A 16,185-nucleotide genomic window follows, 5' to 3' on the forward strand; every position below is an offset into this window, starting at 1 on the left:
TCCACTGCCGGCCCCGCCCCCGAAACGGACGCCCCGACCCCGGGTAACTCCCCTCCGCCGCCGCCCGAAAGCGCGCCGGCGAGCGAGGCATGGCGGCTCGATATCGCGGTGCAGACGCCGGCGCACGCCGCGCTCGGCGACCTGCTGAGCTACGCCGGCGCGGCGCCGCTCGTGCCCGGCACGCTGGTGCGGGTGCCGCTGGGCCGGCGCGAGGTGCTGGGCGTGGTGTGGAATCCACCCACCTCGCTCGAGGGTGCCGAGCCCGACATGGCGCTCAAGCCCGTGGGCGCCGCGCTTGACGCGCTGGCGCCGCTCGGCGAGGCCTGGCGCGATCTCGTGGCCTTTGCCGCGCGCTACTACCAGCGCTCCATCGGCGAGATCGCCCTGGCGTCCCTCCCGCCGCAACTGCGCGACCTGACGACGACGCAGCTCGCGCGCCGCCTCAAGCGCAAGACGACGACCGGCCCCGTCGCCCAGACGGCCGAAGCCGCCAACCTGATCGCGTTGAGCCCCGAGCAGACGGCCGCCCTTGCCCGCATCGAGGCCGAGAGCGGCACCTTCCTCCTGGTGGGCAGCACCGGCAGCGGCAAGACCGAGGTGTACCTGCGCTGCGTGGCCGACCTGCTCGCGCGCGACCCCGAGGCGCAGGCGCTGGTGATGGTGCCCGAGATCAACCTCACGCCGCAGCTGGAAGCGCGCTTCAAGGCGCGCTTCGGCGACGAGGCGGTGGTGTCGCTGCACAGCGGCATGACGAATCCGCAGCGGCTGGCAAGCTGGCTCGCGGCGCACGGCGGCGCCGCGCGCATCGTGCTGGGCACGCGCATGGCGGTGTTCGCGTCGATCCCGGGGTTGAAGCTCATCGTGGTCGACGAGGAACACGACCCGAGCTACAAGCAGCAGGAAGGCGCGCGTTATTCGGCGCGCGACCTGGCCGTATGGCGCGGCCAGCGCGAGGGCGCGAAGGTGATCCTCGGCTCGGCCACGCCCTCGCTCGAGAGCTGGCACCAGAGCCGCCCCGCCGAGGGCGACGACCCGGGCGGTCGCTACGTGCGGCTGGAGATGCCCTCGCGCATCGGCGCCGGCGAATTGCCCGCGGTGCGGCTGGTCGACATGAACCTGCAGCCGCCCAAGACCGTGCTCTCGGGCGCGCTGCTCGATGCCATCGGCCAGCGCATCGCGCGCGGCGAGCAGAGCATGATCTTCCTGAACCGCCGCGGCTACGCGCCGGTGCTGGCCTGCGGCGACTGCGGCTGGAAGAGCGAATGCCCGCACTGCAGCGCCTACCGCGTGTTCCACAAGATCGACCGCACGCTGCGCTGCCACCACTGCGGCTTCACCGAGCGCGTGCCGCGCGCCTGCCCGGCCTGCGGCAACCCCGACATCGCGCCCGTGGGCCGCGGCACCGAGCGGCTCGAGGAGCACTTGGCCGAGCTGTTCGTGGACGTGAAGCGGCCCGACGGCAGCGCGGTGCGCATCGCGCGCATCGACGCCGACAGCACGAAGAAGCAAGGCGCGCTCGAATCGCAGCTCGCGGCCGTGCACGCGGGCGAGGTCGACGTGCTGGTGGGCACGCAGATGATCGCCAAGGGCCACGACTTCCGCCGCATCACGCTGGTGGCCGCGGTGAACCCCGACGGCGCGCTGTTCTCCAGCGACTTCCGCGCGCCCGAGCGGCTGTTCAGCCTCTTGATGCAATCGGCCGGCCGCGCCGGGCGCGACGCCGCCTACCTCGCCGCGCAGGGCGCGACCGCCGAGATGTGGATCCAGACCTTCCACTCGCAGCACCCGCTCTTCATGGCGCTGCGCAAGCACGACTACGCCGCGTTCGCGAAGCAGCAGCTGGACGAGCGCCAGGCCGCCGCGATGCCGCCCTTCGCGTTCCAGGCGCTGCTGCGCGCCGATGCGCGCGAGCAGGCGGTGGCGCAGGCCTTCCTGAACATCGCGGCCGATGCGGCCGAGGCTCTGCCGGGCGCCGACATCGTCACGCGCTATCCCGCGGTGCCGCTGTCGATCCAGCGCGTGGCCAACGTGGAGCGCGCGCAGATGCTGATCGAAAGCCCCTCGCGCGCCGCGCTGCAGCGCATGCTCGCGAACTGGCAGCCGCTGCTGCATGAATTGCGGCGCACGCCCGAGGGCAAGGGCGTGATCCGCTGGCTGGTCGACGTCGATCCGCACAGCATCTGAGCCGGTTGTCCTGCATGGGGCGTGAGCGGGGAGCGCCAAGGTGATTCGATGAGCACTTCCATCGCCACTGTCGCCATCACGGCCCGCCGGATGAGTGCCGGCGTCTTTCTGCTGGCGGCTTCGATGCTGGCCCTGGCGCAGCCATCGCCCGCGCCGTCAGCCACAGGCCCGGCGGCCGAGTTGCGCGCCAAGCTGCAGGCGCTCGCGCCGCAGCTGGAACGCAACGCCTTTCGCCGTCCGCTCGCGCTCGAATCGAGCGAGGCCGCGGACCGGTTGAGCGGTGACGTCTATGCGCTGGTGGACCATCCCTTCGCCCGCGTGAGCGGCGCGCTGCGGGAGCCGGCCGCGTGGTGCCAGGTGCTGATGCTTCACCTCAACACCAAGCACTGCGCGGTCAAGAGCGGCGGCACCACGCTGGCGGTGGCCATCGGCCGCAAGTTCGACCAGCCGCTCGCGGACGCGCAGACCATCGCCTTCGCCTACACCCTGGGCAAGGCGGATGCGGACTACCTGAACGTTCGCCTGAGCGCAGACACCGGCCCGCTCTCCACGCGCGACTACAGCATCGTGTTCGAAGCCTCGCCGGTGGACGGCGGCAAGACCGCGATCCACCTGCGCTATGCGTATGCCTACGGCACCGCGGCGCGGCTCGCGATGAAGGGCTATCTCGCCACGCTGGGCAGCGACAAGGTCGGCTTCACGCCCGCGGGGCAAGGCGGCTACATCGGCGGCGTGCGGGGCGTGGTGGAGCGCAACACCATGCGCTACTACCTGGCGATCGACAGCTACCTGGATGCGCCCGACCAGGCGCAGCTGGCGCAGCGCCTGGCGGCGTGGTTCGATGCGACAGAGCAGTATGCAAAGCAGCTTCACGAAATCGAGAAGAGCGACTACCTCACGATGAAGCGCCACGAGTTCCAGCGCATGCAGCAGCCGGCCGCGTCCTGACGCGACGCGGTCATTCCAAGAACTCAGTCGATCAGTGGTAGCCCGTGGGCTCCTTGCCCATGTCCACGTAGCGCAACTCGCGGTGATGCCGGCGCCGCGCAATGCTGCCGGGCCATGCGAACACCACCAGGCTCAATGCAGCCAGCGCGATCGACGTTGCGGTGCCGAGCACACCGACATGCCAGACCCAGCCCACGCCCGCGAGCCAGGCCATCCACACCATGATGCGAACCAGTATTGCCATCGCACACCCCCATTCACATCTTTGACCTGGGACCACTGTAGCAGCGCATCTGCAAACTCAAGCATTCATCTGAAGAGATACCCGATCCCTATGACTTACGGCCTGCCCTTGGACTACCTGGAAATAATTGGAAAAAAGAGTTGACGTGGCGCGGCGACGCTGCTCAAGCTGTAAACGCGCGGACTCCTTCCCGGATTTCGCGTTCCAGGCAAGCTCGTTTACACGCAAAGGTCGCCGTGAAATCGTCGTCTCTTCTTGGTTGGGTACTCCCATTTGCGTGCATCGCCGCCGTGGTCGGCACACCCGCCGCCGCGGCGGACATCGAACTGCAGGGCCGCGAGCTGGTGGTCTCGGGCATGCTCGACGGCAGCGCGATCAAGAGCTTCACGGACCTTCTGGCGAGCGGCACGGTGCGCACCGTGGTGTTCGAGGACCTCTCCGGCGGCACTGCCGATGCGGCCGGCGCCTTTGCCGACGCCATCCGTGCGAGCGGCGTGGACACCGAGATCCGCGGCCAGTGCATGGCCGCCTGCGCCTACGCGTTCCTGGCGGGCAAGACCCACCGATTCGGTTACGGCTTCCAGGTCAACGGCATCCTGCTGCCGGTGGCCGCGCGGCCCACGGCGGCCGAGCTGGCCGTGCGCTGGCGCGGCGAGGAAGCCCACAAGACACTGGCCGACTTCACGCCCGCAACCGCCACCACGGCGGGCACGGCGACGGCGAAACCGGTGGAGGCCAGTGTCCCGCCCCCCAAGGACACCCGGGGCGACAACTGGCAGCCCGACCACGGCGTGCTCTTCACCGCGAGCCCCACGCTCTTCGGGCGCATCTACAACGCCTACTACTGCGACGGCACGCAGGGCCGCGATTTTTCGAAGTGCGAGCGGCTGTCCGACGCGGACCCCTACAAGCTCGGCGTGCTCACGCCGTAGGCATTCGCCTCAGCGCAGTAGCCCGACCGCCAGCGGAAAGCTGAAGAAGGCCGCCACCGTCGTCCACAGGATGATGCGGGCGATGCGCCCGTTGTCGGCGCCGAAGCGCTCGGCCAGCATCGACACGTTGCTCGCGCTCGGCAGCGCCGCGACCAGCACGATCACCACCAGCGCCGCGCGCGAGAGCGGCAGCCCCAGCGCGATGGCGCCGGCGCCCAGCGCCCACACCAACAACGGATGCAGCAGCAGCTTCACCGCCACCACCGGCAGCACGTCGGCCAGCGGTGCTTCGGCCACCGGCGTGCGGCCCGTTCCCATGGCTTCCGCAACGGCCGCGCTGGCCTGGTGCTCGCGCGCCAGCAACGCGGAGCGCGCCAGCACCGCGCCGATGGTGAAGAGCGCCACCGGCGAGGCCGCATCCGCGAGCATGGCGATGGTGCGCTCGATGGGCCCCGGCAGTTGCCAGCGCGCGGCCGACAGCAGCACGCCCAGCAGGATCGACCACGGCATCGGGTTGACCACGATGCCGCGCAGTGCCTTGCGCGCCGCCTGCGAGGCGCCATGCCGCCCCCCACCGCCGGCCTCGCCGGCGCCGTCGAGCCGCGACAGCGCGATGCACAGCGACGAGGTCACCACCAGGTCGAACGCGATCGTGATGATCATCGGCCCGGCCGCCTGCGCGCCCAGGATCGCCACCAGCAGCGGCACGCCCATGAAGCCCGTGTTCGGAAAGGCCGCCACCAGCGCGCCGAAGGCCGCATCGTTCCAGCCGATGCGCGCGTTGCGGGTCAGCAGCACCACGCCCGCCACCAGGGCCAGCGCGCACACGCCCCAGACGAGTGCGACGCTGCCGTCGAGCAACTGCGCGATCGGCGTGCCGGCGCCGAATCGCAGCAGCATGCAAGGCAGCGCGAAATACAGCACGAAGGTGTTGAGGCCCGGAATCGCCTCCAGCGGCAGGAGGCGGGCGCGGGCAGCGGCGTAGCCGGCCGCGATCAGCGCGAAGAAAGGGAAGGTAACAAGGAATACAGGCAGCACCGCCCGATTGTCGTTGCGTCCGGCCCGCGGCTGCCGTGCCCGTCCTGGGCGCGCCGCCTACAACGTCCGGGGGGTCCGGCCCCGTATCATTGCCCGCTTTGCGCCTGCCGTTCCCCACGGCGTGTTCCCGTTCTCCATCCCCCATGTCCCACGGTCTCAATCTCGCGCAGCAAGAAGCGGTCAACTACATGCACGGTCCCTGCCTCGTGCTGGCGGGCGCGGGCTCGGGCAAGACGCGGGTGATCACGCACAAGATCGGCCGCCTCATCCAGGCCGGCATGGAACCCCAGCGCATCGCGGCCATCACCTTCACGAACAAGGCGGCCGCCGAGATGCGCGAGCGCGCGAAAGACCTGATCGGCCGGGACGCGCGCAAGGTGGTGGTCTGCACCTTCCACGCGCTGGGCGTGCGCATGATGCGCGAAGACGGCGCGGTGCTGGGCCTCAAGCGCGCCTTCAGCATCCTGGACAGCGACGACGTGACCAAGATCCTGAAGGACGCCGGCGGCACCACCGACACCGCCACCGCCCGCATCTGGCAGTGGACCATCAGCAAGTGGAAGAACATGGGCCTCACGGCCCGGCAGGCCGCCGCCGCCGCGGTGGACGACAACGAGCGCATCACCGCCGAGGTCATGGGCCACTACGAAGAGCGCCTGCAGGCCTACCAGAGCGTGGACTTCGACGACCTCATCGGCATGCCGCTCAAGCTCTTGCACGACTTTCCCGAAGTGCGCGCCAAGTGGCAGGCCGCGCTCGGCCACATCCTGGTGGACGAATACCAGGACACCAACGCCACGCAGTACGAAGTGCTCAAGGCCCTGGCCGGCGACCGAGCCCGCTTCACCGCGGTGGGCGACGACGACCAATCGATCTACGGCTGGCGCGGCGCCACGCTGGACAACCTGAAGAAGCTGCCGATCGACTACCCGACGCTCAAGGTCATCAAGCTGGAGCAGAACTACCGCTCCACCAGCGCCATCCTGCGCGCGGCCAACAACGTGATCGGCCCCAACCCCAAGCTCTTTCCCAAGACGCTGTTCTCCGAGCTGGGCGAAGGCGAGCCGGTGCGCATCGTCGATGCCGACACCGAGCTGCACGAGGCCGAGCGCGCGGTGGCGCGCATCGTGAGCCTGCGCGCGGGCGACGCGACCACGCAAGGCACGCAATACAAGGAGTTCCGCGACTTCGCGATCCTGTACCGCGCCAACCACCAGGCGCGCATCTTCGAGCAGGCGCTGCGCCGCGCGCAGATTCCCTACAAGGTCTCGGGCGGCCAGAGCTTCTTCGACCGCGCCGAGATCAAGGACCTGTGCGGCTGGTTTCGCCTCTGGGTCAACAACGACGACGACCCCGCGTTCCTGCGCGCCATCACCACGCCCAAGCGCGGCATCGGCCACACCACGCTCGCGAGCCTGGGCACCTTCGCCAGCCAGTACAAGCTGAGCCTGTTCGCGGCGCTCTTCAGCCCGTCGCTTCCGAGCGTGATCCCCAAGCGCACGCTGGAAGGCGTGCACGAGTTCGGCCGCTACATCAACGACCTGGAATACCGCGCGCGCCGCACCATGGGCGCCGAAGACTCGCGCACCTTCATGCTCGACTGGCTCAAGGAAATCGACTACGAGCGCCATCTCTACGAGGGCGAGGACAGCGAAGCGGCCGCCGCCACGCGCTGGAACAACGTGCTGGAGTTTGTCGACTGGATGTCGCAGCGCGCCGGCGGATCGCTGGACGACGCCTCGGGCGCGAACGACAACGACGAGACGGAACGCAAGAGCCTGCTCGAAGTCGCGCAGACCATCTCGCTGCTCTCGACCATCAGCGAGCGCGAGCAAGACCAGAACGTGGTCACGCTCTCCACGCTGCACGCCTCCAAGGGCCTGGAGTGGCCGCACGTGCTGCTGATCGGCGTGACCGAAGGGCTCCTGCCCTTCAAGCTGGACGACGACAACGGCCGCCAGAAGGTGGTGAGCGACGAGACCACGCAGCGCCTGCAGGAAGAGCGCCGCCTGATGTACGTGGGCATCACCCGCGCGCAGCGCAGCCTGGCCGTGAGCTGGACCAAGAAGCGCAAGCAAGGCCGCGACATGGTGCCGTGCCTGCCCAGCCGCTTCATCGCCGAGATGGGCCTGGACAAGGCCACCACGAAGGAAGACCCGCGCGAGAAACTCAAGGCGCTGCGCGCCGAGTTCGCGCGCAAGGCACAGGACAGCGCGGCTGCGAAGGCGGCCGCCGCGGCGGCGCCATGAGGGCGCTGCTCGCCGTCTTCGTCGCGCTCGCCGTCACGGGCTGCGCCGCGGTCGACCCCAACTGTCCCGCCGATGCACGCGACCTGCCGTTGACATCGCTCTACGGCCGCTGGGAAGCGCGCTTCGACGGCCTGCCCGCCGTGGCCGTCGTGCAGCTGGGCAAGCACCCCGACTACGCCGGCGTGCGCGGCACGATCACGCGCAACGCGGACGGCGGCGCAAAGCCTTCGGTGGCGCAGCTGGCCGGCGACGTCGACGACGAAGGCGCCCTCTCCATCGACGAATCGCTGGACGGCCGCGCCATCAGCGGCAACTGGGCCGGCACCTTGCAGCCGCGCTCCTGCGGCCGCGAATTCAGGGGAACGTGGCGCAATGCCGCGGACGAAAGCACGCACCCGTTCGTGCTCACCAAAACGGTCGGTATGGAAGGAAAGCAATGACCACGACTCGCACACACGCGTTCTCTGCCACGTTCATGGCGTTCGCGGCCTCCCTGGGCAGCGCGGCCGCCGGCGCGCAGGCCGTCGACAAACCCGCGAGCCCACTGGCCGATGCGCAGCTCACCTGGCAGCAATGCGCAGCGCTCGGCAACAACAACGACGCGCGCCTGGCCTGCTTCGACCGCTGGGCCCAGCAGCAGACGCTGCCCTCGGTGTCGGTGCCCGTCGCGCCGCCCGTGCTGGCCAGCACGCAGGCCCCGCCGGTGGACGGCGCGATGCCCGCCACGCGCGTGATCTCGGTCGCCACCACCGAGGGCTGCCGCGACCGCCAGTACTCGGCGCTCTCGCGCTTCTGGGAACTGGAGAACGCGACCGACTGCGGCACCTTCGGCTTTCGCGGCTACCGGCCGCTCAACGTCTCGGTCTCGGCCGCCACCAAGAAGCCGCAGGTGCCCACCTCGCCCTCGCCCGATCACACCGGCGATCCCATCGCCTACCAGGCCAACGAGATGCGCATCGGCCTGTCGGTGCGCACCAAGCTCGCGCAGGGCCTGCTCACGCAGAACGATCCGGTCAAGAAGGACTCGCTGTGGTTCGCCTACTCGCAGCAGTCGACCTGGCAGCTGTTCAACGGCGCGATCTCGCGGCCGTTCCGCACCACCGACCACGAGCCCGAGCTGATGTATGTCTATCCGACCGACTTCAAGCTGCCCGGCGGCTGGCGCTGGCGCTATGCGGGCGTGGGGCTGGTGCACCAGTCGAACGGCCAGACGCTGCCGCTGTCGCGCAGCTGGAACCGCGTCTACCTGATGGGCGGCGCCGAGCTGGGCGACGAATTCCAGATCACCGGGCGCATCTGGAAGCGCATCTCCGAAGATGCCGCCAAGGACGACAACCCCGACATCGCCGACTACATCGGCCGCGCCGAAATTACCGGCCGCTGGAACCTCAACCGCGACAACACGCTGGGCGTGACGGTGCGCAACAACCTGCGCGACAGCGGCCGCGGCTCGGTGAAGCTCGAGTGGCTCAAGGCCATCGGCGATCCGACCAAGAGCAACCTGCGCTTCCACACGCAGCTGTTCCATGGCTACGGCGACACGCTGGTGGACTACAACCGCAAGCGAACGGTTCTGAGCATCGGCCTGAGCCTCGTCGATTTTTGACTCGCCCCCAGGCTTCGCGCACTTCGTGTCGCTTCTCCAACCCCCTACCGGGGGCAACACCGGCGGCCCGGCAAAGCCGGTTCCGCGGTGTTCCACTGAAAGACTGAACGGAAGGATCGCCCAATGAATCACGACCTGTCCCCCGTCGACGCCACGCAGCGCGAGATCATCGCGGCGCTGCACGTGGCCCCGGTGTTCGATGCCGCCGCCGAGCTCGAGCGGCGCATCGACTTTCTCGCCAGCTACCTGAAGCAGACGGGCCTCAGGACGCTGGTGCTGGGCATCAGCGGCGGCGTCGATTCGCTCACGGCCGGCTGCCTCGCTCAGCGCGCCGTCGAGCGGCTGCGCGCCGGCGGCTACGACGCCACCTTCATCGCGATGCGCCTGCCCTACGGCGTGCAGAAGGACGAAGCCGAAGCGCAACGCTCGCTCACCGTGATGAAGCCCGACCGCACGGTCACCGTCGACATCCGCCCCGCGGCCGACGGCATGCTCGCTGCGCTGAAGGCCGGCGACCTGAAGTTCCGCGATGCGGCGCACGAGGACTTCGTGCTCGGCAACATCAAGGCACGCCAGCGCATGGTCGCGCAGTTCGCGGTGGCCGGCGCGCACGACGGCATCGTCATCGGCACCGACCATGCGGCCGAGGCGCTGATGGGCTTCTTCACCAAGTTCGGCGACGGCGCGGCCGACATCACGCCGCTCACGGGCCTCAACAAACGCCGCGTGCGCGCCGTGGCGGCGCTGCTCGGCGCGCCCGACGAGCTGGTCTACAAGGTGCCTACCGCCGACCTCGAATCGCTGGTGCCGGGCAAGCCCGACGAAGACGCCTTCGGCGTCACCTACGAAGAGATCGACGACTTCCTCGAAGGCAAGCCGGTGTCGGCCGCGGCGCGCGCGATCATCCTTGCGACGCACCGCAAGAGCGCGCACAAGCGCGCGCTGCCGGTCGAGCCGCCGCCCGCGAACGCCGGCGGCTGAAGCACAAACCGCGGCGCTGGCCGCTGTATCGACCAACGCGTTGGAAGCCCATCGACGAGGTGCCATGACCCCCACCATGAGACAGATCTTCGATGCGATGCGCGCGGCCAGCCTGCGCGCGCAGACGCCCCCGTGGAGCGTGCGCGCCGACCGCCTCAAGCGCCTGCGCGCGCTGGTGTTGGACAACCGCAAGGACATCGCCGCCGCCATCAGCGCCGACTTCTTCAACCGGCCGTTCCAGGAGACCGAACTGGCCGAGGTGTTCCCTGCGGTCGAGGGCATCGGCCATGCGCTGCGTCATGGCAGGAAGTGGATGCGCACGCAGCGCCGTTCCACCGGCCTCTGGTTCAAGCCCGCGTCGTCGCGGATCATGCCGCAGCCCCTGGGCGTAGTCGGCATCGTGGTGCCGTGGAACTACCCGCTGAACCTCGCGGTGGGCCCGATGACCGCCGCGCTGGCCGCGGGCAACCGCGTGATGGTCAAGCAGTCGGAATTCACGCCGCGCTTTGCCGAGCTCTTCGCCACGCTCGTGCATGCGCGCTTCGCGCCGGACGAGATCGCCGTGGTCAACGGCGATGCCGAAGCGGCGCGCGAATTCTCCAGCCTCCCGTTCGACCACCTGCTCTTCACCGGCTCGACCGCCGTCGGCCACCACGTGATGCGCGCCGCGAGCGAGAACCTCACGCCGGTGACGCTGGAGCTGGGCGGCAAGTCGCCCGCGATCATCGGGCCCGAGGCCAACTTCGAGAAGGCCGTCGAGCGCATCCTCGTGGGCAAGACGCTCAACGCGGGCCAGACCTGCATCGCGCCCGACTACGTGCTGGTGCCCGAGGGCCAGCAGGAGCGCTTCGCCGCCGTCGCGCGGCGCGTGTTCACGGCGATGTACCCGGACATCGCGAGCAACGCCGACTACACCAGCATCGTGAGCCCGCGCCATTTCTCGCGCCTTCAGGAGCTCGCGGCGCTCGCGCAGGCCGAGGGCGCCCTGGCCGTGCCGCTCTCGGACATGGCGCCCGATGCCGCGACGCGGCGCTTTCCGCCCGTGCTGCTGACCGGCGTGCAGGACGGCATGCGCGTGATGCAGGAAGAGATCTTCGGCCCGATCCTGCCGGTGGTGGCGTACGGCGCGGTCGACGACGCCATCGCGTACGTCAACGCGCACCCGCGTCCGCTCGCGCTCTACCTCTTCGAGAAGAACCGCGCGACCATCGACCGGGTGATGCAGGAGACGGTGGCCGGCGGCGTGTCGATCAACGACACGCTCCTGCACATCGCGCAGGACGACCTGCCCTTCGGCGGCGTCGGCGCGAGTGGCATGGGCGCCTACCACGGGGAGTACGGTTTCCGGACCTTCTCGAAGATGAAGCCGATCTTCCAGCAGTCGGCCTTCAACGGCGTGGGCCTCTTCAAGCCGCCCTACGGCAAGACCTTCGCGCGGATGATGAAGCTGCTGGTGCGCTGAGCGGGTTCCTCCACGGGGTGGTGCCATTGGACATTCGTCCGATGGCGCTGAAGGCCCGCTGCGCCGACAGTACGGGCTCCGCTTCAACTCACTCTCCAGGACCCCCATGAAAACCGCTCAACGCTTCAAGCTCGCCGCCGCAGCCCTCGCCATCGGCCTCTCCTTCGCAACGGGCGCCACCGCTGCTGACAAGCCCAGCGTGGTCATCGTCCACGGTGCGTTCGCCGACGGCTCCGACTGGGCCAAGGTGATCCCGCTGCTGCAGGCCAAGGGCCTGAACGTGGTGGCGGTGCAGAACCCGCTCACCTCGCTCGAAGACGACGTGGCCGCCGCCAAGCGCGCCATCGATGCGCAGCCCGGCAAGGTCGTCCTGGTCGGCCACTCGTGGGGCGGCGCCGTCATCACCGAGGCCGGCGCGAACGACAAGGTGTCCTCGCTCGTGTACGTCGCGGCCTTCGCACCCGATGCGGGCCAGAACGCGGCCGAGCTCGGCAAGGACTACCCGACCGCGCCCGGCTTCGCGCACATCAAGGCCGATGCCTCGGGCTTCCTCTCGCTCACGAAGGAAGGCATGTCCAAGCACTTCGCGCAGGACCTCCCGGCTGCCACCACGGCAGTGATGACCGCAACGCAAGGCCCGATCCTGGGCAAGTCGTTCGAGCAGAAGCTCACCGTGGCCGCCTGGAAGACCAAGCCCTCGTGGTTCCTGGTCACCAGCGCCGACCACATGATCCAGCCGGCGCTGCAACGCGACATGGCCAAGAAGATCGGCGCGACCGTCAGCACGGTCAACAGCAGCCACGTGCCGCAACAGTCGCAGCCGGCCAAGGTGGCGCAGGTGATTCTGGACGCGGTGAACCAATCCAAGTAAGGTGCCCGGCGTGCCCGAAGTGCCCGAACTGCCGGTTGCGGCCGGCACGCCATCTTTCTTTTTCTCTTCGGTTCCACCCGTGCAGCCTGCGCCCCACATCCCGGTCTTCGACGCCATCAAGGCCCTTGCGTTCGTCGGCGACCTGAGCATGGGGCAACCCATCGACCATTCGGCCCGCACTGCATGGATCGCCTCGCAGCTGGCCGCCGCCGTCGGCCGCGACCAGGCGGTGCAAGGCCATGCGGCCTGCGCGTCGCTGCTGCGATGGTCGGGCTGCACCGCGAACGCGCCCGAGTTTTCCGACCTGATGGGCGACGACGTCGGCGGGCGCCGCGCGATGCTCTCGACCGCTTCGGCCCATGCCGCGGCCGAGTTCGCGGGCTCCGTGGGTCCGATGGCGGAGATCCATTGCGAAGTGTCGGGCGACATCGCGCGCACGCTGGGCATGCCGCCCGAGGTCGAGCGCACGCTGCGCCACATGTTCGAGACCTTCGACGGACACGGCAAGCCGCACGGGCTGCGCGCCTCGCAGATTCCCGAGGAAGTGTTCATCGTCTCGGTCGCCGGCGATCTTGAAATCTTCTCGCGCGTGCATGGCCTGGGCAACGCGCTGCGCTACATCGCCGACCGCGCCGATGCGCGCTATCCGGCCTTCCTGGTCGATGCAGTGCAGCAGCACGCGGTCGACTGGCTGCATGCGCTGGAGCAAGGCGCGACCGCCGACATGCAGTCGCCCTCCGACGCATTGCGCGAGACGACCGCATCGCTCGAACTGATCGCCGACGTGATCGACCTCAAGCTGCCGTGGATGACCGGCTTCTCGCGCCGCGTGGCCGACGCCGCATTCGCGTGCGCCGCCGGCGTGGGGCTGGGCGATACCGAGCAGGGGCAGGTGCGGCGCGCGGCGCTCATCCACGGCATCGGCCGCGCATCGGTGCCGAACGCGGTGTGGGATTCGCCCAGTGTGCGCAGCGAAGCCGACAAGGAGCGCCTGCGGCTCGTGCCCTACTGGACGGACCGCGCGGCGCGCCGCATCGGCACACTGCGCACCGAAGCGGAGATCGCCTCGTTCGTGGACGAGCGGCTCGACGGTTCCGGATTTTTCCGCGGCATCAAGGGGCCGGCCATCGACGTCGCGGGACGCGTGCTGGCCGTCGCGGCGCACTGGGTGTTGTTGCGCACCAGCCGGCCGGGACAACCTGCGCTCGACGAAACCGATGCGATCGCGGCGCTGAAACGCGAGGCGGAACTCGGGCGGCTCGATGCGGCGGCTGTTGCTGTGCTGACGGGGCATCCGCAGAACGGCACCGCGCATGCGCCATCGGGCGAGGCGGCGGCCCTTCTCTCCAGCCGCGAGATCCAAGTGCTCGGGCGCATCAGTCTTGGCGACAGCAACAAGGAAGCGGCGCGTGTGTTGGGCATCAGCCCGAGCACGGTGCGTGCGCATCTGGAGAACATCTTTCGCAAGCTCGAATGCACGACGCGGGCTGCGGCGACCTTGAAGGGGTTGACGCTCGGGTTGCTCTGAAAGCGGGGGCGTTCGGGGCGCGTGCACAGGCCGCCGGGTGCTCCCCTCCGCGAATGTCCCCCGGGGCTTCGCCCCTCCTCCTTGATTTCGCTGCGGGGAGCACCCGACGCCCTGCGCACCGGGGCACGCTCTGGGTGAAACACCGATCAACGACTGCTCTGAAAGCGCTCGCGCTGGCGGTGGGCTCTGTTTCGCGAAATCAAGGAGGAGGCGAAGCCGGGGGACATTCGCGAAACAGAGCCCACCGTCGGCGCGAGTGCCACCCCGAACGGTTTCAGCCGAACGTGAACGCGTAGGCCTGCGCGCCGCCATCAAGAAACTCGATCTCGAACAGCCGCGCCTTCTCGCCCTTCGCCTGCCGAACGAGCTGGTAGAGCTTCTGCGCCTCGATGGTTCCGTAGCCTTGTTCGTCCGTATCGGCGCCGTGGTCCGCGAGCGGCGGCTTGCCGTCCACCAACACGCGAAAGCGCACCGGCTTGCCGTCCGCCATGGGACCAAGCACGAGGTGCAGGTCGCGCGCCTGGAAGCGGTAGGCGATGCGCCCGTTCGGCTGGTTCGACACGGCGCGCTCGGGCTCCACGGTCCACTCGCCACCGAGCGCCCACTGGTTCGTGCGCAGCGATGCGGGCGACTGGTAGACGTGCGCGCGGCCGTTCACGAGGCCGCCGGGCGATGCGAAGCCCTGCGCGCGCTCCGTGCCCACATAGGTCTCACCCGACATCGCGAGCTCGTCGCCCGGCGCGGCCTGCGTGCCCTCGCCCTTCGGCGCGACCAGGCCGGCCGGCAGGTTGTGCCGGCCGGCCTCGGCGAGCAGTTGCTGCAGGATCTGCTCGGCCTTGTCGTAGCGGTTCTCGCCGAACTGGTGTTGGCGGATGCGGCCCTGCGCGTCGATGAAATAGAACGCGGGCCACGACTGGTTGTCGAAGCCGCGCCAGATCTTGAAATCGTTGTCCAGCGCCACCGGGAAATCGATGCCCAGGTCCTTCGTCGCCTTGCGCACGTTGGCCGGGCGCTTCTCGAACGCGAACTCCGGCGAGTGCACGCCGAGCACGACGAGGCCCGCGTCCTTGTACTTCTCGGCCCAGGCGCGCACGTAGGGCAGCGTGCGCAGGCAGTTGATGCACGAGTAGGTCCAGAAGTCGACCAGCACGACCTTGCCGCGCAGGGCCTCGGGGGTCAGCGGCGGCGAGTTGAGCCATTCGGTCGCACCGGCGAGCGAGGGGAAGTCGCCTTCGATGCCGAGCTTGCGCACGGGCGTCGGTTCGGGGAGGACGGCGGCGGTCTTCATGAGGGCGGGGTCTTGCTGCGGCGGCGCCGATTCACCGATGGGCGCAGGTTGCTGCTTTCGCATGTCGATCTTCTCCACGAGTGCCTGCTCCAAGGCCGACGTGGTGCCCACCGAGAGCTGGCTGAGCACGCCGGTGTCGAGCCCCAGCGCGATGGCGCCGACACCCACGAGCACAGCCACGCCCGCCACGCGGCGCACCCATTCGCCCGTGTGCAGCGAACGCTTCATGACCGCGAACAGGCGCCCGCCGAAGAGCAGCGCCGCCGCCAGCGAGGTGCACGCGCCGGCCGCGTAGGCCAGCAGCAGCACCGTGGTGCCGGCGCTCGCGCCGTTGAGCGCTGCGCCCGTCAGGATGAGGCCGAGGATCGGCCCCGCGCACGGCGCCCACAGGAGGCCCGTGCCGACACCCAGCAAGAGCGGCGAGAACACCGAAGCCTTGGCGTTCTGGCCGTCGGGCTGCGCTTCGGCCAGGCGGATGCCCAGCGCGACCAGCGGCCGGCTCAGGCGATCGGCCAGGCTCGGGAACAGGAGCGTCACGCCGAACAGCGCGAGCATCGCGATCGCCGCATAGCGCCCGTATTCGTTGACCGTGACCACCCAGCCGCCGCCCACCGCGGCCAGCGTGGCGATGGCGGCGAAGGCCACCGCCATGCCCAGCAGCATCGGCAAGCCGTGCGAGCGGAACGGGCGGTCGGCCCGCGCGAACACGAAGGGCAGCACCGGCAGGATGCAGGGGCTCAGGATGGTGAGCACCCCGCCCAGGTAGGCAATGAGAAGGAGCAGCAGCATGGTTCGGGTCTCGTCTGTAGGGTCGAAGCGCGCCCTCGGGGCGTGCGGGGTCTTATGCGGTCTCG

General features: G+C 69.4%; 13 protein-coding genes. 10 read left to right on the forward strand and 3 right to left on the reverse strand.

Features of this window, described 5'->3' with window-relative positions; translation table 11 throughout:
- The first annotated feature begins 102 nt into the window (after window positions 1-102).
- A complete protein-coding gene (gene priA / locus ACZYRS_RS29620) occupies window positions 103-2,184 on the forward strand; it encodes a replication restart helicase PriA (protein ID WP_463422556.1) in 2,082 nt (693 codons plus the stop codon).
- A 48-nt stretch (window positions 2,185-2,232) separates the two neighbouring features.
- Window positions 2,233-3,132, forward strand: a complete 900-nt coding sequence (locus tag ACZYRS_RS29625) for a hypothetical protein (RefSeq protein ID WP_463422073.1) — start codon at window positions 2,233-2,235, stop codon at window positions 3,130-3,132.
- A gap of 31 nt (window positions 3,133-3,163) precedes the next feature.
- Here ACZYRS_RS29625 and ACZYRS_RS29630 read toward each other — a convergent pair whose 3' ends face one another.
- Complete coding sequence (locus ACZYRS_RS29630; RefSeq protein ID WP_463422074.1) at window positions 3,164-3,376, reverse strand: hypothetical protein; 213 nt, start codon at window positions 3,374-3,376, stop codon at window positions 3,164-3,166.
- A gap of 290 nt (window positions 3,377-3,666) precedes the next feature.
- Between ACZYRS_RS29630 and ACZYRS_RS29635 the strand changes: the two genes are divergently transcribed.
- Window positions 3,667-4,308 carry a hypothetical protein gene (locus ACZYRS_RS29635; RefSeq protein WP_463422075.1) on the forward strand — a complete coding sequence of 214 codons (642 nt, stop codon included), beginning with the start codon at window positions 3,667-3,669 and terminating at the stop codon, window positions 4,306-4,308.
- A 9-nt stretch (window positions 4,309-4,317) separates the two neighbouring features.
- Here ACZYRS_RS29635 and ACZYRS_RS29640 read toward each other — a convergent pair whose 3' ends face one another.
- Window positions 4,318-5,346 (reverse strand): AEC family transporter, encoded by a 1,029-nt coding sequence (locus ACZYRS_RS29640; RefSeq protein ID WP_463422076.1) that lies wholly within the window; start codon window positions 5,344-5,346, stop codon window positions 4,318-4,320.
- Window positions 5,347-5,489: 143 nt separating this feature from the next.
- Here ACZYRS_RS29640 and ACZYRS_RS29645 point away from each other — a divergent pair, with 143 nt between their 5' ends.
- From ACZYRS_RS29645 to ACZYRS_RS29675, 7 genes are all read left to right on the forward strand, one after another.
- Entirely contained in the window at window positions 5,490-7,595 is a 2,106-nt protein-coding gene (locus tag ACZYRS_RS29645; RefSeq protein WP_463422077.1) for an ATP-dependent helicase, read from the forward strand.
- The gene (locus ACZYRS_RS29650) at window positions 7,592-8,035 is read left to right on the forward strand and encodes a hypothetical protein (RefSeq protein WP_463422078.1); all 444 of its coding nucleotides are present in this window, start codon (window positions 7,592-7,594) and stop codon (window positions 8,033-8,035) included. Before ACZYRS_RS29645 ends, ACZYRS_RS29650 begins: the two co-directional genes overlap by 4 nt.
- Window positions 8,032-9,201 (forward strand): phospholipase A, encoded by a 1,170-nt coding sequence (locus tag ACZYRS_RS29655; RefSeq protein ID WP_198786409.1) that lies wholly within the window; start codon window positions 8,032-8,034, stop codon window positions 9,199-9,201. The genes ACZYRS_RS29650 and ACZYRS_RS29655 overlap by 4 nt, the downstream gene beginning before the upstream one ends.
- Before the next feature lie 123 nt (window positions 9,202-9,324).
- A complete protein-coding gene (gene nadE / locus ACZYRS_RS29660) occupies window positions 9,325-10,182 on the forward strand; it encodes an ammonia-dependent NAD(+) synthetase (protein ID WP_463422079.1) in 858 nt (285 codons plus the stop codon).
- 64 nt (window positions 10,183-10,246) lie between these two features.
- The gene (locus ACZYRS_RS29665) at window positions 10,247-11,644 is read left to right on the forward strand and encodes a coniferyl aldehyde dehydrogenase (protein ID WP_463422080.1); all 1,398 of its coding nucleotides are present in this window, start codon (window positions 10,247-10,249) and stop codon (window positions 11,642-11,644) included.
- Between the two features lie 106 nt (window positions 11,645-11,750).
- Window positions 11,751-12,515: an alpha/beta fold hydrolase gene (locus ACZYRS_RS29670; protein ID WP_463422081.1), complete on the forward strand. Its 765-nt coding sequence runs from the start codon at window positions 11,751-11,753 to the stop codon at window positions 12,513-12,515.
- Between the two features lie 79 nt (window positions 12,516-12,594).
- Window positions 12,595-14,043, forward strand: coding sequence for an HD domain-containing phosphohydrolase (locus tag ACZYRS_RS29675; RefSeq protein WP_463422082.1), 1,449 nt, complete (start codon window positions 12,595-12,597; stop codon window positions 14,041-14,043).
- A gap of 274 nt (window positions 14,044-14,317) precedes the next feature.
- Here the strand turns inward: ACZYRS_RS29675 and ACZYRS_RS29680 are convergent, their stop codons facing one another.
- Entirely contained in the window at window positions 14,318-16,117 is a 1,800-nt protein-coding gene (locus ACZYRS_RS29680; RefSeq protein WP_463422557.1) for a cytochrome c biogenesis protein DipZ, read from the reverse strand.
- Between the last annotated feature and the right edge of the window lie 68 nt (window positions 16,118-16,185).

The organism is Variovorax sp. AC194, from assembly GCF_979257995.1.